General features: G+C 66.3%; 16 protein-coding genes. 8 read left to right on the top strand and 8 right to left on the bottom strand.

All coding sequences use genetic code 11. The features are described 5' to 3' along the window. Nucleotides 1-104 precede the first annotated feature (104 nt). Both NFG57_RS05525 and NFG57_RS05520 read left to right on the top strand, forming a co-directional pair. Nucleotides 105-1,100, top strand: coding sequence for an amidoligase family protein (locus NFG57_RS05525; RefSeq protein ID WP_108131539.1), 996 nt, complete (start codon nucleotides 105-107; stop codon nucleotides 1,098-1,100). Beyond that, nucleotides 1,093-1,821 (top strand): gamma-glutamyl-gamma-aminobutyrate hydrolase family protein, encoded by a 729-nt coding sequence (locus NFG57_RS05520; protein WP_045991909.1) that lies wholly within the window; start codon nucleotides 1,093-1,095, stop codon nucleotides 1,819-1,821. The genes NFG57_RS05525 and NFG57_RS05520 overlap by 8 nt, the downstream gene beginning before the upstream one ends. 112 nt (nucleotides 1,822-1,933) lie before the next feature. Here NFG57_RS05520 and NFG57_RS05515 read toward each other — a convergent pair whose 3' ends face one another. Beyond that, complete coding sequence (locus tag NFG57_RS05515; RefSeq protein WP_045991908.1) at nucleotides 1,934-2,362, bottom strand: OsmC family protein; 429 nt, start codon at nucleotides 2,360-2,362, stop codon at nucleotides 1,934-1,936. A 249-nt stretch (nucleotides 2,363-2,611) separates the two neighbouring features. Between NFG57_RS05515 and NFG57_RS05510 the strand changes: the two genes are divergently transcribed. After that, a complete protein-coding gene (locus tag NFG57_RS05510) occupies nucleotides 2,612-3,487 on the top strand; it encodes an aldo/keto reductase (protein WP_045991907.1) in 876 nt (291 codons plus the stop codon). Between the two features lie 40 nt (nucleotides 3,488-3,527). Here the strand turns inward: NFG57_RS05510 and NFG57_RS05505 are convergent, their stop codons facing one another. Next, nucleotides 3,528-4,088: a DUF1415 domain-containing protein gene (locus tag NFG57_RS05505; RefSeq protein ID WP_222515428.1), complete on the bottom strand. Its 561-nt coding sequence runs from the start codon at nucleotides 4,086-4,088 to the stop codon at nucleotides 3,528-3,530. Nucleotides 4,089-4,121: 33 nt separating this feature from the next. Then, a complete protein-coding gene (gene nfi, locus NFG57_RS05500) occupies nucleotides 4,122-4,802 on the bottom strand; it encodes a deoxyribonuclease V (protein WP_045991905.1) in 681 nt (226 codons plus the stop codon). Between the two features lie 124 nt (nucleotides 4,803-4,926). Here nfi and NFG57_RS05495 point away from each other — a divergent pair, with 124 nt between their 5' ends. The 4 genes from NFG57_RS05495 (at nucleotide 4,927) to NFG57_RS05480 (ending at nucleotide 11,700) form a co-directional block, all read left to right on the top strand. Next, entirely contained in the window at nucleotides 4,927-6,252 is a 1,326-nt protein-coding gene (locus tag NFG57_RS05495) for an exonuclease SbcCD subunit D C-terminal domain-containing protein (RefSeq protein WP_222515429.1), read from the top strand. Next, entirely contained in the window at nucleotides 6,249-9,563 is a 3,315-nt protein-coding gene (locus tag NFG57_RS05490) for an AAA family ATPase (protein WP_348815583.1), read from the top strand. The genes NFG57_RS05495 and NFG57_RS05490 overlap by 4 nt, the downstream gene beginning before the upstream one ends. 155 nt (nucleotides 9,564-9,718) lie before the next feature. Continuing rightward, entirely contained in the window at nucleotides 9,719-10,885 is a 1,167-nt protein-coding gene (gene argE, locus NFG57_RS05485) for an acetylornithine deacetylase (protein WP_348815582.1), read from the top strand. Nucleotides 10,886-10,932: 47 nt separating this feature from the next. Beyond that, entirely contained in the window at nucleotides 10,933-11,700 is a 768-nt protein-coding gene (locus tag NFG57_RS05480; protein ID WP_348815581.1) for a glutamine amidotransferase, read from the top strand. On the opposite strand, the gene NFG57_RS05475 is transcribed toward NFG57_RS05480, so the two are convergent. The 4 genes from NFG57_RS05475 to NFG57_RS05460 all read right to left on the bottom strand — a co-directional run bounded on the left by NFG57_RS05475 (nucleotide 11,697) and on the right by NFG57_RS05460 (nucleotide 17,723). Then, complete coding sequence (locus NFG57_RS05475) at nucleotides 11,697-14,195, bottom strand: fimbria/pilus outer membrane usher protein (protein ID WP_348815580.1); 2,499 nt, start codon at nucleotides 14,193-14,195, stop codon at nucleotides 11,697-11,699. The genes NFG57_RS05480 and NFG57_RS05475 overlap by 4 nt on opposite strands. A gap of 62 nt (nucleotides 14,196-14,257) precedes the next feature. Continuing rightward, complete coding sequence (locus tag NFG57_RS05470; protein ID WP_348815579.1) at nucleotides 14,258-14,983, bottom strand: fimbria/pilus periplasmic chaperone; 726 nt, start codon at nucleotides 14,981-14,983, stop codon at nucleotides 14,258-14,260. 88 nt (nucleotides 14,984-15,071) lie between these two features. Continuing rightward, a complete protein-coding gene (locus tag NFG57_RS05465) occupies nucleotides 15,072-15,608 on the bottom strand; it encodes a fimbrial protein (protein ID WP_052704279.1) in 537 nt (178 codons plus the stop codon). 378 nt (nucleotides 15,609-15,986) lie between these two features. Continuing rightward, nucleotides 15,987-17,723, bottom strand: coding sequence for a DEAD/DEAH box helicase (locus tag NFG57_RS05460; RefSeq protein WP_045991899.1), 1,737 nt, complete (start codon nucleotides 17,721-17,723; stop codon nucleotides 15,987-15,989). A gap of 433 nt (nucleotides 17,724-18,156) precedes the next feature. Between NFG57_RS05460 and NFG57_RS05455 the strand changes: the two genes are divergently transcribed. Further along, complete coding sequence (locus NFG57_RS05455) at nucleotides 18,157-18,609, top strand: YaiI/YqxD family protein (protein ID WP_045991898.1); 453 nt, start codon at nucleotides 18,157-18,159, stop codon at nucleotides 18,607-18,609. An 82-nt stretch (nucleotides 18,610-18,691) separates the two neighbouring features. On the opposite strand, the gene NFG57_RS05450 is transcribed toward NFG57_RS05455, so the two are convergent. After that, nucleotides 18,692-19,693 (bottom strand): glutathione S-transferase family protein, encoded by a 1,002-nt coding sequence (locus NFG57_RS05450; RefSeq protein ID WP_045991897.1) that lies wholly within the window; start codon nucleotides 19,691-19,693, stop codon nucleotides 18,692-18,694. Nucleotides 19,694-19,755 lie beyond the last annotated feature (62 nt).

The raw sequence follows: 19,755 nt of genomic DNA, 5'->3' as shown, positions 1-19,755 counted from the left end.
CGTGCTCCCTGCCGGTGAGGACTCGGCGCCGCCGCCGATGAAAAGTGACCGCCTATGGTAGTCTGCGAAGTAACGTCCCACTAATGCCTTATCAGGATGCCGCCATGAAAGCTCAAGCGCCACCCGAGCCCACCACCGCCGACGGAGACATCCGCAAGGTGGGAGTGGAAATCGAGTTCGCCGGCCTGGACCCCATGGCCACTGCAGAGATGGTCCAGTCCCTGTTCGACGGTCGTATCGAGGTCCAGAGCGCCCACCGGATGAAGGTCAGCGACACCCAGTGGGGCGACTTCAAGATCGAACTGGACTCTCAGTACGTCCACCCCGAATCACCCGAGGACGCGGCCAAGACACCCGGCGACGACTGGGATCGCATGCGCCGCGACCTCGACCGTCGCTCTCGCGAGCTGCTTGGTGACATGGTCACCGGACTGGTCCCGACGGAGATCGTCTGCCCCCCGGTCCCCTGGGATGAGCTCGACAAGCTCGACGCGCTGTTCGACGGACTGCGCGAGCACGGCGCCAAGGGCACCGAGGCCAGCCTGATGTACGGTTTCGGTCTGCATCTGAATCCGGAGCTCCCGAGTCTCGAGGCCGAGGACATCCTGCGCTATCTGCGCGCCTACCTGCTGTCCGCCGACTGGCTGCGCGAACAGATCCGGGTCGATATCACCCGGGAGGTGCTGCCCCACGCCAATCCCTTCCACAAACGCTACTGCCTCAAGCTGTTCGACGAGGACTATGCTCCCGATATCGACCAGTTGATCGATGACTATCTGGCCGACAACGACACTCGCAACCGCGATCTGGACATGCTGCCGTTGTTCGCCCACCTGAGGCCCGACCATCCCCACGAGCTGTTTCGCAAGGAACTTGTCCAGCCGCGACCCACCTTTCACTACCGTCTGCCCAACGCTCAGCTTTCCGAAGCCGACTGGGGCGCGGTGACCGAATGGAACCGCTGGCTCGAGGTAGAACGCCTGGCCTGCGCGCCCGAGACCTTGCATGAGCGTATGGCGGAGTATCGAGCCCGTCACCTCGACAGCTCGCTGTGGCAAAAGATCAAGCACAAGCTCAAGGGAGACTCCAAGGATGGCTGAACGCCCGGTGATCGGTATTTCCACCTCCGACCACAAGAGCCTGCTGGCCTGGTGCTTCGACTGGTTCGCGGTGTGGCGCCATGGAGGCAAACCGCTCAGGCTATCGCCGTCGCGGCCACGACCGGACCGGCTCGATGGCCTGATCGTCGGCGGAGGTGATGACATCCAGGCGCATCTGTACGGCGGCGAGATGCAGCTCGACGTGCGCGTCGATCCAGAACGTGACGAACTGGAACTCGAGCTGCTGGCCCGCGAGATCCCGCGCAATACACCGGTACTCGGTATCTGCCGCGGCTCGCAACTGATCAACGTCCACCTGGGTGGCACCCTGGACAGCGACATCTACACCACCCACGAAGGGCTCAAGCGCCGGCGCACCGTGCTGCCACGCAAGACCGTGGACATCGTCGAGGGTAGCCGACTACATCAGCTGCTGCGGGTCAGCTGGTGTCGCATCAACAGCCTTCATCACCAGGCGGTGGAACACACCGGTCGCGGCGTCGATATCGTGGCACGTGACCGGGACGGCCTGGTTCAGGGGATCGAGTCCCGTGAGCACGACTTCCTGCTGGGGGTTCAGTGGCACCCGGAATTCCTGATCTTCAATCGCCCCCAGCAACGACTCATCCGCGCTCTGGTCGACGCGGCGAGAAAGCCCCACGCCGAGCGCCAGGTGCCACCGGAACCCCGCGCCGAACGTCCCACGCAAAGCGCCTCCTGAGCACGAGCCTTCGAGGGTCAATGCAGCTGCGCGAAAAAGCCCGCCAATCGGCGGGCTTTTCCATGTGGCAACAACATCGTGGCAACGACGTCGCTGACGCGACCCGGCCGGATCAGGCCAGCTTGGCGTCCAGGCTGATCTCGGCGTTCAACAGCTTGGAGATCGGGCAGCCGGCCTTGGCCTTCTCGGCGGCCTCCTGGAACACCGACTCGTCGGCGCCGGGGATGCTGGCGCGAGTGGTCAGATGCACCTTGGTCACGGCGAAGCCACCGTCGACCTCATCGAGGGTCACCTCGGCGCTGGTGTCGATGCTGTCGGCTTCAAGGTCGGACTCGCCCAGAATCATCGACAGTGCCATGGAATAGCAGCTGGCGTGGGCCGCACCGATCAGCTCTTCCGGATTGGTCCCGGCCTGGCCTTCGAAGCGCTGCTTGAAGTCATAGGGAACATCGCTGAGCGCGTCGCTGTTGGTGGACACAACGCCCTTGCCCTGCTTGAGACTGCCCTTCCACTGCGCGGATGCGGTGTTGGTGATACTCATGACGACTCCTTCCAGTTGAGATACACGGGCTGGTAAACACACTACGGTGGCGCCTCTTCCTGAGGCGCTCGCCCCGCCACCTCCCATCGATGGGCGGTACCTGCGGGGCCAATCATCCCTGGCGGGACAACTGATGACTTCACCATGCATCTTGTACCGAGGTCTGTCCAGCCTCGTCTTGCGCGCCGACGGTCATGGCTGCGATAGTCGATCGCATCTCTGGAAAACTATTCCGCAAAGGTGTGCGACATGACGACTGCCAAGGTTCTGCTGGAAACCGGAAGCACCGCCGAGGCCCTGCCTGCCCTGGGCCAGGGCACCTGGTACATGGGTGAAGGGCGTGCGCCCCGGCGACAGGAAATCGCCGCCCTGCAACGTGGGCTGGAGCGAGGTCTGCGGCTGATCGACAGCGCCGAAATGTACGGCGACGGTGCCGCCGAACGCCTGGTCGGCGAGGCCATCCAGGGTCGCCGCGACCAGGCGTTTGTGGTCTCCAAGGTCTACCCCTGGAACGCCGGTCGCGACAGCGCCATCGCCGCCTGCGAAGCGAGTCTTGAGCGCCTGGGCACCGATTACCTGGATCTGTACCTGCTGCACTGGCCGGGGAGCATCCCACTGGACGAAACGCTGGAGGCCTTCGATCGCCTGGTCGCTGCCGGCAAGATTCGTCGCTTCGGTGTGTCGAACTTCGACGTGGACGATATGCAGACGCTGGCTCGCCTGCCCGGTGGCGGCGACTGCGCGGTCAACCAGGTCCTCTACCATCTGGCGTCGCGGGGAATCGAGGTCGCCCTGAGGCCATGGCAACGCCGGCAACGGATGCCGCTGATGGCTTACTGTCCGCTGGCCCAGGCCGGCGCCGTCGGCGCAGATCCCCTGGCCGACCCGCAACTTGGTGAGCTCGCCGCGGACCTCGGCCTGACCCCGGCGCAACTGCTGCTGGCCTGGGCCATCCGACCGGTCGAGGGCCAGCACGAGGTCATCGCGATTCCCAAGGCCGCCTCCCCCGAGCACGTCGACGACAACGCCAGGGCGCTGGAGGTAACCCTGGACGCGGCAACACTTGCGCGACTCGACGCCCTGTATCCGGCGCCCCAGCGCAAGGTGCCGCTGGATATCGTCTAGCCGGGCCGGGCTCGACGAGACACGGGAGTTCGCCTTCGACTCAGCGAAAGCGTGCTTTCAACTCGGCCAGTTGCTCGGCCAGACTGTCGCTGCCGATCTCCCTCAACCTTTCGATATTACGCTCGGGGATAGCCTCGGGGTCGGGATAGTGGGCCAGCGCCCTTTCCAGACCCTCTTCACGCAGCAGATGCCAGACCGGCCAGGGAGAACGATTGGTGAAGTTGGCCGGATCATCATCCTCCACGCCGTCGAAGACATAGTCAGGGTGGAAGCTCGCCAGCTGGAAGACGCCCTCGTAGCCACGGTCGGCGAGCAATGCCTCGGCCATGGCCAGGGCGTCGAGATAGTCGTCGAAGTCGGCAAGCCCTCGGGTGAACACCAGCAGACTGGTCTCCACCTCGGGTGTCGTCTCGAGGTGGTGGCAGGCCTCCATCAGCGCCACCAGGGCGTCCTCGAGCCTGCGCCCGTCGACCTCGATATAGCGAATCGATCCGCGTGTGACCTCACGCCCGGCGAAGGGGCAGACGTTGAGGCCAACCACGAATTCCTCGACCCAGGCTGCGGTGGCCGCAACGCCGGGTGATACCTCTGTGTCGGACATGGCGAGTTCTCGGATGCTTGAGTGAAGGCCGGCTCAGCGCCGTGACGCCAGCCTGTCGGCCAGCCTTGTGGGTTCGGGCAACTTGTAGCGGCCGAGGCAGGCCACCGCCCAGGCCCTGGCCGAATCCACCGACAGCCGGTGGCCCGGCGACACGAACACCGGCTTGACGCCGGCGCGCGAGCGTAGCACGACCCCGATGCGCTCGTCGCCGTCCATCAGGTCGGTACTTTCCGCACGCCCCTCGGGGACCTCGCCATGGCGCCCGGTCAGGCGTTTCTTGGCCACGCCCAGGGTGGGCAGATCCAGCCACAGTCCAAGGTGCGCCGCCACCCCGAGGCGCCGGGGATGGGCGATGCCGTGGCCATCCACCATGACCAGATCCACGCGGCTGTCGAGTCGTTCGAAGGCCGCCAGGGCCGCCGGTATCTCACGAAAGGACAGGAGCCCCGGCACGTAGGGCATGCGCGTCGGCTGACGCGCCACCACCTGCTCGATCGGCGCAAGCCCCGGCCAGGACAGCACCACCACCGCGGCGCGGGTGGTGTCGCCTCCATCTTCGAAGCCGATATCCACTCCGGCAATGTGTTCCACTTCACCGAGGGCGTCCTCGCGTATCAGGCGTCCTGCCAGGGTACGCTGCAAGGCGATGGCCTCCTTCGGTGCCAGGTCCCAGTCGTGCAGCGCAGTCTCTCGTGTCCTGGGGTGCTGGGTCATGTCACCTCCCTGTTGATGACCTGCGGTGGCTGAAGCCGCCACCCGCTCGCGGTAGACTACGCGCCAGTCACGGGGATCAACAAGCTGCCGGCCGCAGGGCCTGGCGCTCCATCAGGGAGGACGGATGAGGATCATCCACACCGCAGACTGGCATCTGGGCCAGAGCTTTCACGGCCAGGAACGTCACGAGGAACATCGCGCCTTCCTCGACTGGCTGGTCGACATCCTCGCCGAACGCCAGGTGGACGCGCTGCTGGTCGCCGGCGACGTCTTCGATGTGGTCAATCCGTCGCTGCGCGCCCAGGAGCTGCTCTATGACTTTATCGTCAGGGTCCACCAGCGCTGCCCTGACCTGACCATTGCGCTGATCGCCGGCAATCACGACAGCGGCAGCCGCATCGAGCTGCCCGCCCCGCTGATGCAGCACCTGCGCACCCATGCCCTTGGCCGGGTGCGCTTCGTCGATGACGGCGCGCTGGACAGCGATCGCCTGCTGGTGCCCTTGCGCGATGCCCAGGGTGAGGTCCGCGCCTGGTGCCTGGCGCTGCCCTTCCTGCGTCCGGCGGAGATCACCGGTCGTGGCCGGCAGAGCAGACAAGCGGCGGACGCAGCAGAAGAAGAGACGAACGCCGGCGACGACTATGTGGCGAGCGTCGAGCGGGTCCATCGCGAACTGATCGCGGCGGCCCGGGAAAAGCGCGAGCCTGGCCAGGCGCTGATCGCCATGAGCCACGCCCACCTGCGTGGCGCCACCGTCTCCGAGGCCAGCGAACGCCCCATCGTCATCGGCGGCGAGGAATCGCTGTCGGCCTCGCTGTTTCCCGAGGACATCGACTACGTCGCCCTGGGGCACCTGCACCGCGCCCAGCGGGTCGGCGACGAACGCATACGCTACAGCGGCAGCCCGCTGCCGCTGGACTTCAGCGAGGTCGACTACCCCCATCAGGTGCTGATGGCGGAATTCGCCGATGGCGCCCTTGCCCATGTCGAGCCCATCAGCGTGCCGCGGGCGGTGGCCATGCGTCGCCTCGGCCCTGCCCCGCTGGAAGAGATCCTGGGCGCGATCGAGGCGCTGCCGGCCCGCGACGGGGCCGGCCCGGTCGAGCGCTGGGACTGGCTCGAGATCAACGTGCGCCTGGACGCCCCGATGCCGGAGTTGCGCTCGCGCATCGAGCAGGCGCTGGGCGACCGGGCGGTACGCCTGCTGCGACTGAAGCGCGAGCTGCCGGTCACTGAGTCACAGGCACCCGGACGTGGCGAGCGCCTCGAGGACATCGGACCCCGTGAGCTGTTTTCGCGCACCTGGAAAGAGCGCTGGGGCGAGGCGCCGGACGACAGCGTGATCGCCGACTTCGACTGGTTGTGCCAGCGCGTCCAGGACGCGGATGCCGAAGACCAGAGCGCGGATGGACAAGACCAGGGCGCCGCCGAAGGGAGCACGCAGCCATGAAGATTCTCGCCCTGCGCCTGTCCCAACTGGCCTCCCTGCCCGGTCCAGTCGAGCTGGACTTTACCGCGGCGCCACTGGCCGATGCCGGCCTGTTCGCCATCACCGGCCCCACCGGCGCCGGCAAGAGCACCCTGCTCGACGCCCTGTGTCTGGCGCTGTTCGGCAATACGCCCAGGCTTCGCCACGCCCCGGGGCGCGACTCCCATCTGGAGGACCTGGACGGCTCGCGGATCGCCACCGCCGACCCCCGCAGCCTGCTGAGGCGCGGCGCCGCCAGCGGCTACGCCGAGGTCGACTTCATCGGCCGCGACGCTCGCCGTTACCGCGCGCGATGGGCCGTGCGGCGCGCCCGGGACAAGGCCGACGGCAAGCTGCAGGCGGTGGAGCAATCGTTGACCGACCTGGACGACGAACGCCTGTTGACCGCCCAGAAGCGCGAATTCGCCGAGCTGATCCCCGAGCGCCTGGGGCTATCGTTCGAGCAGTTCACCCGCGCCGTGCTGCTGGCCCAGAGCGAGTTCGCGGCCTTTCTCAAGGCCGACGACAACGCCCGCTCGGACCTGCTCGAGAAGCTCACCAATACCCAGGAATACTCGCGCATCTCGGTCGAAAGCTACGCCCGGGCCAAGGAGGCCCGCGACGCGGTGGCCCGCCAGCAGGCGCTGCTCGCCGAGGACGCGCCCAGCGACGACAGCGCACGCCAGGCCATGGAGCAGGAACTCGCCGAGGCCGAAGGCGAGCTGGACACCTGCCAGCGGCAGATGAAGGCGCTGGACGAAGAGGCCCAGTGGCTCGCCCAGGACGCCCAGTGGCGCCAGCGCTGCGAACAAGCCGACGCCAGCCTGGTCGAGGCAGAGGCCCGATGGGAGGCACTGAGCGAGCAGCGCCGTGAGTGCGAGATGCTCGAGCGCGTCGCACCCTGGCGCCCCCAGTTGCTGCGCCAGCGTAGCCTGTCTCGACAGTTGCCGGACCAGCGCCAGCAGCTCGATGAAGCCAAGTCAGCCCTGGCCCAGGCACGCACCGCCCTGGAACAACAGCACCAGCAAACCAGCCGTCGCCGCCAGACCCTGGAGGACAGCGAGCAGGCGCTCGAGCAGGCCCGGCCCGCCATCGCCCAGGCCCGTGAAATTGCCAGCGAACTCAAGGGCCGCGAGCAACAGCATCGACAGCTGGAGGACGAACACCAGAAGCGCAAGCGCCAGCGCGAGGATCTCGACGGGCAGCAGCGAGCGCTGGCAGAGCGCCATCGCCGCCATCTGGAGCAGCGCGACGCCGCCACCCGCACCCTGTCACGCCATCTTGGCCAGCATCAGCAGGTTGCAACGGCCAGGGCCGAGGCCCAGCAACACCTCGAGGACGCCGGCCATCGTCTGCTGGCGCTGTCCGAACTGGAGCAGCGCTGGCGTCTGCTGCGCCAGCTCGATGAGCAACAGCGCCGGCTCGACGCCGAGCGCCGCCGCGACAGCGCACAGCGCGACGAACTGCTGGACCAAGGCAAGCAGGCGCGGGCGCGCCTGGACCACGCCACGGCGGAGCACGAGCAGCTCACGCGCTTTATACAGCGCGCCCGCGCCACCCGAAGCGACAGCGTCGCCGACATGCGCGCCACCCTGGAACCGGACACCGCCTGTCCGGTGTGCGGCAGTCACGAGCACCCCTGGCGCGACTCGCCCCCCGCCACCCCGGAGGCCACCCAGCTCGCCGCCCAGATCGCACTGGAGGATGATCAGCTTGCCGTGTCCGAAAGCCGACTCGGCGAGCTGCGCGAGCAGCGTGACGCCCTGTTCGGGCGCTTTCAGGCGCTGAAGGCCAGCGTCGAACAGGCCGAGACCAGCCTGCTCGCGCTTGAACCTCGAAGGAACGAGGCCCAGGCCGGTCTCGAAGAAGCCCAGGCCAGGCTCGACGACCCGGCGCTCGCCGAGCAGTGGCGCGCCCTCGACGCCGACGCCCGCCAAGCCTGGCTTACCGAGCACAGCGAAAAGGCCCGCCAGCGCCAGCAACAGGCTCGCGAGCGCCTCCAGGCACTGGACGACGCCGAACGCCAGCTTGCCCCGCTGGCAGAGGCCATCGAGGAAGCCGAGCGAGAGCGTCAGGCGCTTGCCTTGCGCGCCACCACCTTCGACGAGGAACTCAAGCGTCTCGACGATCAGCGTCCCGAGCTGACCCGCAGCATCGACGAGCACAGACGACGTCTGGCCGAGGCGCTCGGCGATGACCGCTCGGCGGATGCCTGGCTCGAGCGCCTCGAAGCTCAGGTCCGCCAGGCACGTCAGGACCACGAGCAGGCCCGCCAGGCCCATGACCAGTCCCAGCGTCAGGTGCTGAGCCTGACCCAGCGGATCGAGCACGAGGGCAAGGCGCTGGCGGTGCTGGAGGACGAAAAGACCCGCCTGGACGCCGAGCTGGAACGCTGGCGCAGCGAGCACCCGGACATCACCGATGGCGACCTGGAGCGGCTGCTCGACCAGGCCGATGATGCGCTCAAGGCCCTGCGCGCCCGACTGGACGGCGCCCGCGAGGCCTGCCAGACCGCCCGCACCAGTCGCGACGAGCGTCGCCAGGGCTGGCGCGCCTGGCGGACCCGCCATCTGCCGGAGCAGGACCCGCAGACACTGCTCGACGAGGCCACCCAACGCCAGCTGGATGCACGCCAGGCCGACCTCGACGCCAGACGTGAGGCCAACCGGCCGCGGCTGGAGGCCGCCCAGCAACGCCGCGATGGCGCCCTGCACGCCGTGCGCGACGATGATCGACGCCGGCAGCGCCAACGTGACGGCCTAGAGGCCCTGGAAAGGGCCAGGGCCGAGCATCATCGCTGGGGCCGCATCGCCGAGCTGATCGGCGCCGCCGACGGCAAGACCTTCCGGCGCATCGCCCAGGCCTGGAACCTGGAGCGCCTGATCGACGAGGCCAATGTCCACCTGGCGGGCCTCAGCCGGCGCTACCGTCTGGTGAGAGGGGGCAGCCCGCTGGGGCTCCTGGTGATCGATCAGGACGTCGCCGACGAGCGTCGCTCGGTGCACTCGCTATCCGGCGGCGAGACCTTTCTGGTGTCACTGGCCATGGCGCTCGGGCTCGCTTCGCTGGCCTCGGGGGAGCTGGCCATCGAGTCGCTGTTCATCGACGAAGGCTTCGGCAGCCTCGACCCCCAGTCGCTGGCGCTGGCCATGGACGCCCTCGACGGCCTCCAGGCCCAGGGCCGACGGGTCGGGGTCATCTCCCACGTCCAGGAGATGCATGAGCGCATTCCGGTGCAGATCCAGGTGCATCCCGCCGGCAATGGCGAGAGTCGGGTCGCGCTGTCCGACTGAACCCCGTCCGCCCCGCACGTCGCGGTTGGGCGACCCAGTCTTGGTCGACCCGGGAGAGCGACGCGCTCGGGCGGTACCCCGGGGCGATACGCTGGGGCGCGTCGCCTGGCCATGGTACATTGACGCTCCTTGTGACCTCAGTCGACGGAGCCTTCATGACCGCACACGACCTGCTCAAGACCCTGGTGGGCTTTGCCACCGTGTCTCGGGATTCCAACCTGGAATTGATCGCCTTCGTCGAAGAGTGGCTCGACCGCTACGGCGTCGATCACTGGCGGGTCGAGAGCGACGACGGTTCCAGGGCCAACCTGCTGGCGCGCATCGGCCCGGCGGTAGAGGGTGGTGTGGTGCTCTCGGGCCATACCGACGTGGTGCCGGTGGTGGGCCAGCCCTGGACCAGCGATCCCTTCACCCTGACCGCCGGCGAGGGCGACAATGCCGGGCGCCTGTACGGTCGCGGCACCTGTGACATGAAAGGCTTCATCGCCTGCGCCCTGGCCGAGGTACCGCGCTGGAGCGAACTGGAGCTTGAGGTGCCGATCTGGCTGGCGCTGTCCTACGACGAGGAAATCGGCTGCGTCGGCGCCCCGCGCATGATCGAGACGCTGATGGCCGAACACCCCCGCCCTGCCGCCGTGGTGGTCGGCGAGCCAACCCTGATGGAGCCGGTGGTGGCCCACAAGGGGGCCAGCAACTTCCGCACCACGGTGATCGGACGCGAAGCCCACTCGAGCCAGGTGTATCAAGGGGTCTCGGCGATCCACGTCGCCGCTCGCCTGGTCACCCGCATCGAGGACGTGATGGCGGAGCTCAAGGAAGAGGGTCGGGTCGACGAGGCCTTCAGCGTGATCCACTCGAGCCTGCACGTGGGCAAGATCGAGGGTGGCACCGCCATCAACATCATGGCCAGGCGCTGCAGCTTCGAATGGGAAATTCGCCACCTGCCCACCGATGACGCCAAGGAGCTGCTGGCCCGGGTCGAGGCCACCGCCCGCGAACTCGAAGCCCGCATGCGCCAGCGCGCCCCCGAGGCCTCGATCACCACCGAGGCGCTCAACACCACCGTGCCGGCCCTGGCCGATCGTGACAACAGCGAGGCGCTGGGCCTGTGCCGCGAACTGCTCGGAGACAGCCCCGACGGTGCCGCTGTGGCCTACGCCACCGAGGCCGGTCAGTTCCAGCTCGCCGGCCTGCCCACGGTGATCTGCGGCCCCGGCAGCATCAGCCAGGCCCACCAGCCCGACGAATACATCGAGCGCGAACAGCTCGACGCCGGCAGCCGCTTCATGGTCGCCCTCGGTGATCGCCTCAAGCGCGGCTGAATCTACACCTGCAAGCGCCCCTGGATTCCCCTTTTCGAGCCAAGACCGTGACCCACACTGCTTCAAGCCCGGCGAGGCCTGTTGAGCCACCTCGCCTTGCCATCTTCAAGACCGGCGACAGCTTCGCCGATGTCGTCGCCGAGCACGGCGACTTCGAGGACCTGTTCAGCACACGTCTCGACGGCTTTCGTCGTCGTGGCGGCGTCATCGAGGTGATCGACGTTCGCCGCCAACCGCTGCCGGCAATCAGTGATCAGGACGGGGTGATGGTGACCGGGTCCCACGCCATGGTGTCCGACCGGGAAGCCTGGAGCGAAGCGCTCAAACCCTGGCTGAGGGAGGCGCTCGACTGTGGCCTGCCACTGTTTGGCGTGTGCTATGGCCACCAGCTGATGGCCGAAGCCTTCGGCGGCAGCGCCGGCTACCATCCCCGAGGGCGGGAATGCGGCACGCGTACCCTCACGCTGACCGAGGCCGGTCGCGGGGACCCGCTGTTCGGTGCGCTGCCCGATGCTTTCGCCGCCCAGCTGACCCACGCCCAGAGCGCCCTGTCACGCCCCGAGACCGCCACGGTCCTGGCGGCCAACGACCATGACCCCAACCAGGCCCTGCGCTATGGCCCAGCCCAGTACAGCGTGCAGTTCCACCCGGAATTCACCGTCCAGGTGACCGCGGCCTACCTGGCGCACCAGCGCGATATTCTTGTCGCTCAGGACGAGGACGTCGAGGCACTCGAGCGGTCTGTGGTCGAGACCCCCGAGGCCAGCAGCCTGCTGGACGCCTTCGCCCTAACCCTGTTCGATCGGCGAAGCTAGCCAGACGAGATATCTCCAGGCAAGCAGGTCGCCTGGCGCTGGGCGATACGCGGCGCTGCACCCTGGTGCGGCGTCGCCTCGCGTTGCGGCTCCAGTGTCAGGCGGCAGCGCTCCCGCGGGCTCGGCCCCCAGCGAAGCTGATAGCCGCGGTGTGCATCGATTCCCCTGACCACTGCCATGCGCCCCTGACCCAGCACCGCCAGCACGTCGCCATCGGCGTCGATCAACTGCGCGCCGAAAGGCGCCGGCGTGGTCACCCGCACCAGGGTCGGCGCCCCCACCAGGGTGTCGTAGGTCAGCCTGACGATAGCGCCTCGGCGAGGCGCTACCCGCCTGGCATTGCCCTTGAGCTCGACGCCATCGGTCATGCCGGAGGGATCCAGCGCCACCCGGTTGTAGCGGTAAGGTGTCAGTCCGCTGATCGCCCCCTTGCCTCGCCCGTCCAGCAATACCTGGTCATGTTGAGAAATCGCCGCGCCCTTGGCGCCCGGCGCCTCGATGACCGCCATGGTCTCGCCTTGATCCCGCGTCAGCACCAGGCCACCCGCATAGGCAATGGCGGTGCCATCGGCGCTGGCGCTGTAGCTGCGGTAGTCATCTCCGGCGCTGAGGTTGAGGCCAAGACGTACCCTGGAGGTGTCCATCCCCAGGTTGCCGCCATAGCTTGAATCGTGCGACCGGTCATCACGGCTGTGGTTGACGTAGACACCATAGTTCAGCGCGCAGCTGTCGCCGCTGAGGTTCAACTGGCCCGAGCGATGATCGCCCCGATGGGCCAGATTGGAGGTCAGTTGCAGGTGGCCTCCCAGCGGAACGCTGAGATTGAGGTAGAACTCGTTGGTGTAGTCGCCTTCGGTCTCGCTACGGCCTGCGGTGGCGCTCAGGGTGCCCCAGGAGAAGCCACGACTGACACCGACCTGATAGGTGGTCGCGTCCTCGCGATCCCAGTAGTCGGCGCTGATGCCAGAGGCAAACAGCCTGGTGCCGCCGGCCAGGGTCTGGGTCAGATTGACCTCGAGACGTTGGCGCTCGCGGTCCCGTGGTGAGGATGTCATGCCGTCATCGCGCAGCAGCGCAACGTCCGAAAGGCTCAGATAGTGCTGACTGGAAAAACGGTAGTTGACCACCGACAGCTCGGTGTCGGTGGGATCAAAACGGGTGTTGTAGCTCACACGAAAGCTCTCGCCACGCGGGCTCTCCGGCTCACCGCTCAGCGCCTCCAGGTGATTCGCCCGGGTCATGGTGGCATCCAGCGCGAAGGCGCCCAACAGGGTCGACACGGCGCCACCGGCAAGCCCCGCCATATAGTCCTCGGCCAGGATGGCGCCGGAGTATAGCGTCAGCCGATTGCTGACCCCGCGTCGGTATTCGGCCTGAACGAACCGGGGCAGGTCGACGAGGCCGTCATCCCGATACTCCCCCAGGGTCAGGTGGAAGCGGTGGGCGCCGGGTCGCAGCAACTGTGCCACCGAGGTATAGGGCAGCACGAAGGCGCGCTCGCTGCCGTCGGCCTCGGTAATGGTGACCTCAAGGTCGTCAGCCACATTGGTGGCGTAAAGGTCGTCGATGGCAAAGGGGCCGGGCGTCACGCTGGTCTCGTAGATGACGTCCTCCCCCTGACGGACCGTCACCCTGGCGTTGGTGCGAGCGGTGCCTCGCACTACCGGGGCGTAGCCCCGCCGGGAAGGAGGCAGCATGGCATCGTCGCTGGCGAGCTGGACGCCGGTGAAGGGTATCGACTCGAATCCCATCCCGGAGGTCTGATACTCGCCGATGACCAGGTCGGCCTGCCAGGGCGTCACGTCGTGGCGCAGGTAGGTGTTGGTGACATGATAGTGGGCGGTCTCGCCACTGGCGTCATCGAGACTGGCATTGTGACGAAGCTGCCAACCGCCGAGGTTCACCCCGGCGTTGATCCCGAGTCGATAGTCCTCACGGGACTCCTGCCCGTCGCGCTCGCCACGGAAGGCATTGCTGTTGTAGCGAACAAAGGCGCCATTGATGCCGTCCTGCCACGCCTCGGCCGGCACCTTTCCCCTGACGCGATGCCGCAGATAGGCCTGGGGCACGCTCAGTTCAAGTCGCATGTTCGCCGAGTCGATCGAGCTATCGACGTAGGGATAGCGAGCGGCCAGATCGACGCACTCGCGGCCTGAGTCGCCTCCCCCTGCCGCGGGCTTCAGCGGCAGGCGCTTTATCGCATCAAGCGACAGACACAGACGCGTCCCTTCCGGGTCCTCACCGATCGTCACCGTCTCGCGACCGAACGCCTGGCCATTGACCAGAACGTCGAGTTCATAGCGACCAGGGGGGACCGTCATACCCTGCTCGAAGCGGGTCAGGTCCATGCCCTGGAGTGATCCTTTCAGCAGCTTGGCGTTGAAGGCGTACTCGACCCGGAGCTCGGACGCACCGCCGGTCACCCTGCTACCGTCGTCGGCCCGGGCGGACAGACCGGCGTCGGTGACGAGGGACAGCCCCAGCGCAATGAGCACAGACAGGCCTCCGTGCCGCCGCAAGCCTCGAACCTTGCCGGCTGCTGTGCCAGACAGACGTTTCACAGCTCGAATCGGCGCCGCTGCGTCACCCCGTAGTCATTGATCCAATCGAAGAAACCCTGGGAGGTTGCCAGCGGTTCGATGCCGAAACGGCGGGAGCTCTGGGCCGGGATCAGGCTGCCACGAGCCGTGACCTGGTGCTCTTCGTTGCCTAGCCCGACCCGACGAAGCGACACACTGTAGGGGCTCTCATTACGGGCCACCAGCGTCCAACGGCCTGGCCCCCGCTCAAGCTCCCAGTGAAGCTGCTCGGCGGCCTGCTCGGGGGAAGCGGCAAGCCCGACGGGTCGATAGAACAGCTTGATGCGGGTGCGGTATGCCAGCTGCAGCACGTTTCGGTCCGGCGCCGCCTGGGTGGCGGGCACCTCCAGCACGTTCAACCAGTAGACAGACTCGCGATCGACAGGCGCCACCTCGCCCAGATAGGCGATCCGAATCGCCTGTCCTCCATGGGCATCGATGCGTGTCACCGGCGGTGTCGTCAGAAACGGCACCTCGACACTCTCCGGCGTGGAGTCCGGGTCGCCACGATCGATCCACACCTGCACCAGCGAGGGCGTATCGCCCGCATTGGTCAGCGCGACGCTCACATCCCTGGCATCGGCGGGGTAGATCACCCGGGTGCCCGAAACCACCACACTGGCATCGACACGACTGACAAGGCTGCAAAGCGCCACCAGCGCCAACAGCGCCACTCCCCTTCCCCACGACTCCCGTACACGCATGATCCCTATGCCTTTCTGTAGCCTTTATGAAGCCTTGCCAGACGCCCTACCTCCGCGCACTTCTGCCAGTGCGGGCGGACTGCGAGATCTATTGGTAGTTCAGGGTATACACCGCTGAGGTGCTGACGGTCCCCGCGACGGCGTCCGCGCCACTGGCGTAATAGCGCGCGGTGTAGCGAAGTTGAGTCGCCGTGGTGTCGTCGGCCAGATCCATCGCGGTGGCATCATTGGCGATCAGATTGATCACCTTGTTGGTATGGTCGAGCAGTTGTATCTCGACGTTCTTGGCGCCGCCGGTACCTGCGGTATTCACCAGATAGCCGGTGGCGGCATCGACATTGGTAGGCTCGAAGTACGGCTTCACATTGTCCACGGCAGCGGAGCAGTTCATGTCGATGGTGAAGGAGGTGTCACCCGCCGTCTCACCGCTCTTCAAATCGCTGACACTGACCGTGGGAAGCACCACAGTGCCATCCCCGGTTCCCGCATTGTTGACCTTTACCGTACAGGTCGTGGCAAGCACCTTCCCGGATATCGTGATGGTGCCGGTGGCGGCGTATCCATTGCCTGCCAGGGTAAAAAGCATGACGCCAAGCAGCCATCCCTTGCCTGTTTTCCGTTCCATGTCCCGTCGCTCTCCATTGCAATCATGCCTTCAGCCCGGCCGGGACAAGAGAGCCCCTGTCACCGCACCCGGATGTTACACTTTGCAACATTATGTCGTGCTTCGGCCATCAGGAGCGGCAGCATCGGGTCAGAGGTTGACGTAGGTCAGGCGGGGAGAAAGTCGACATTGAGGGGAATGAGGATCGCATCGGGCCCGATGCCAGGGAGCCAACGCCCAGGGAGCCAACGCCCAGGAAGCCAGCGAAACATGCACACGCAAACGGGCCGGTGGATATCCACCGGCCCGTTCACGAAACTTGCCTTGTCGTGATCCGAAGCGTCATCGGATCAACAGGGGCCTTGTACCAGCTGTCGGCTCAGGCCCCTGGCACCTCGATCAGGCGCGCGACTGGCGACGCACAGGCGCCTCGTCATCGCGACGACGACGGGGAGCACGCTCGCCGCTGCGCTCGCCACCACGCTCAGCGCGATCACCGCCACGGTCTTCGCTGATTTCCAGCGGACGACCGGCCACACGGGCACGTGCCATCTTGGCCAGGATGCTGGCCGGCAGACCATTGGGCAGCTCCACGGTGGAGAAGCCGTTACGGATGTCGATGCGGCCGATACGGGCGCCTTCGATACCACCTTCGTTGGCCAGGGCTCCGACCAGTTGGCCAGGCTTGACGCCATCCTTGTGGCCGACGGAGACGCGGTAGCGGGTCATGCCTTCGCTGGGTCCACGGCTCTCGCGGCGACGCTGCGGCTTGCCGTCACGCGGGGCGCGGTCATTGCGCTCCTTGCGCGGCGCCTGCAGGCGACCGATGGGTGCCTCGTCGGCGCGCGCCATGGCGGAGAAGGCACAGGCCAGCTCGATGGGATCGTAGCCTTCCTCGACCAGACGCTCGACCAGAGCACGCTGCTCTTCGGCACCCTTGGTGACGGAGGCGATCACGCGCTGATGGAAGACGTTGTCGCGGTGGGCACGAATGGCGGCCTCGTCGGGCAGCTCCATGACCGCCATCTTCTGGCCGGTGGCCTGCTCGAGCCAACCTACCTTGCGGCCTTCACGGAAGCCGGCGAAGGTGATCGCCACACCGTTGCGGCCGGCACGGCCGGTACGGCCGATGCGGTGGGTGTAAGCCTCGGCATCCTGGGGCAGGTCATAGTTGATGACGTGGGTGATGCGCGGCACGTCGAGACCACGAGCGGCCACGTCGGTGGCGATCAGCACATCGACCTTGGCGCGCTTGAGGCGAGTGATGGTGCGCTCGCGCAGGCTCTGGTCCAGATCACCGGACAGGCTGGCGACGTTGACGCCACGCGCAGACAGCTGCTCCATCAGAGTGGTACAGGCGGCACGGGTGCGCACGAACACGATGGCGGCGTCCACCGGCTCGACTTCAAGGATGCGCGACAGCGCTTCCAGCTTGGCGCCACCATCGACGCGCACCAGGCGCTGTTCGATGCTCTCGGCGGTGGTGGTACGCGCCTCGATGGCGACCTTGACCGGATCCACCAGGTAGCGATTGACGATGCGCTCGATCTCGGTGGGCAGGGTCGCCGAGAAGAACACACGCTGGGCGTTCTCGGGGGTATCGGCGACAACACGCTTGACGTCGTCGATGAAGCCCATGCGCAGCATCTCGTCGGCTTCGTCCAGCACCAGAGCGTTGAGGCCGGAAAGCTTGAGACTGCCACGATCCAGGTGATCGATGACGCGGCCGGGGGTACCGACCACTACCTGGGCGCCACGACGCAGCGCGCTGAGCTGCTCACGGTATTCCTGGCCGCCGCACAGGGTGGCGACTTCCAGACCCTTGAGGTTCTGGCCGTACTTGCTGAAGGAGACGGCTACCTGCTGAGCCAGCTCGCGGGTCGGCGCCAGCACCAGCACCTGGGGCTCACGCCGATCGAGTTCAATACGAGACAAGATGGGGAGCGCGAAGGCAGCGGTCTTGCCGGTGCCGGTCTGGGCCTGGCCCAGCATGTCGCGGCCTTCCAGCAGGGCTGGAATGGTCTGCGCCTGAATGGGCGAGGGAGTCTCGTAGCCCAGGGTCTCGATGGCGGAGAGAACGGCAGGCAGCAGGGCCAGATCACCAAAAGACGGTGAAGCGACAGTCGTCGAGGTCATGAATCACACCTTGGTAGGCCGGGGTTACCGGCAAAATAACGTGGTTGGCGTCCCTGACGCGCCCGTATTCGGGGCGAACAGAAATACGTCGCTCTACTCGTGGTAGAGCAAGGTCAACAAGTCTGTTGTCAACATTCGGAGTCGGGGACGCCGGTCGCACCTGGCATCGGCTCACGCAACTGCGTGGAGCCATCGTGGCGACCGTTTGCACCGCGGGCGTCGGGATCGACGTCGGGTGCTCCATCTTCACAATTCGAACGCGTCTTGCGCGTTGCAGCATCTGTTTGAACTCTCGAGGCCGCTTGGGCGTCGGAGGTCGCTGCGTCATGATGGTGGGGTCAACACATGCGAGGAGGGCGCATGCTACCATCGACTCATGGCTCTGACCAGCCCTTTTATGATCGAGCCCCCTTTTTCTGCCCCGGAGACACCAATGCCCCAACTATGGGTCGACGCCGACGCCTGCCCCAGAGTCGCTCGCGACATCATCGTCCGCGCCGCCGAACGCACCACCACCCAGACCTGGTTCGTCGCCAACCACCAGATCCCGTTGCCCAGTTCGAAGTGGGTCAAGGCCATGGCGGTGAGCCATGGCTTCGACGCCGCCGACAACGAGATCGTCAGCCGCATCGCACCCGGTGACCTGCTGGTCACCGCCGATCTACCGCTGGCACTGGAGGCGCTGGACAAGGGGGCCATGGTAATGACCAACAGAGGCGAGACCCTGGATCGCAACAACATCAAGGCACGCGTACAGATGCGCGACTTCATGGAGACCCTGCGTGCCAGCGGCGAGCACACCGGCGGCCCCAAGGGCTACTCGGACAGTGATCGACGGGAGTTTGCCAACGCCCTCGATCGCTGGCTGGCCAGACACGCACGCTGAGCGAGCCGCCCGGACCGGCTCACGAGCCGGTCCCCTCCCCCACCCACGGCTCACCAGCGGATCCTCTCCGCCAGCGTCTGACTCAGCCCTGGTAGACGCCTTCTGAGGCCAGACGCTCTCTGTCGTGGTCCCGATCCAGTCTCAGCACAGGCCCCAACGGCACGATGGCGTTGGGATTGATGGTGTCGTGGCTCATATAGTAGTGGCGCTGGATATGATCCAGGTCCACGGTCTCGGCGACACCCGGCCACTGGTAGAGCTCGCGCAGGTAGTGCGACAGATTGGGATAGTCCTCGATGCGATAGAGATTGCACTTGAAGTGGCCATGGTAGACGGCATCGAAACGCACCAGGGTGGTGAACAGACGAATGTCGGCCTCGGTCAGCCAGGCTCCGGCCAGATAGCGATGATTGGCAAGCCTCGCCTCGAGCCTGTCGAGACAGGCGAACAGCGCCGAGACGTGACGTTCGTAAACCGCCTGATCGGAGGCAAATCCCGCCTTGTAGACACCATTGTTGATGTTGTCGTAGACGTCGGCGTTGATCTCGTCGATGGTCTGGCGCAGGAACTCGGGATAGAAGTCGAGACGATTGCCGGTCAGCTCGTCGAAGGCCGAGTTGAACATTCTGACCAGTTCGGCCGACTCGTTGTTGACGATGCGCTTGCGCTGCTTGTCCCACAGCGCCGGGACGGTCACCCGACCGGTGTAGTGAGGGTCGGTCAGGGTGTAGAGCTCATGATGAAAGCTCACGCCGTTGATCGAGTCACCACTGGAGCCTTCGGCCTCGTTGTAGCTCCAGCCCTTGTCGCCCATCAGCGGACTGGTGTGGGAGACGTCGATCAGCGCGTCAAGCCCCTTGAGTCGGCGCATGATCAAGGTGCGATGGGCCCAGGGACAGGCCAGACACACGTACAGGTGAAAACGTCCCGCCTCGGCCTTGATGCCTGGCTGGCCATCGGGGCCCGGCGCGCCATCGGCGCTGACCCAGTCTCGCAACTGGGCGGACTCTCGCACGAACTCGCCGCCGGTACTCTCGGTGTCGTACCACTGGTCGTGCCAGACCCCATCGATTAACAGTCCCATACGGTCTCTCCCGTGAAGCGCCTTGGAGAGCCCAGCATACGGTGGAAAGAATCGACTACAAG

Source organism: Halomonas sp. H10-59, from assembly GCF_040070555.1.
GTDB classification, from domain to species: domain Bacteria; phylum Pseudomonadota; class Gammaproteobacteria; order Pseudomonadales; family Halomonadaceae; genus Halomonas; species Halomonas litopenaei.
This window is presented reverse-complemented; position numbering and strand designations above follow the sequence as displayed.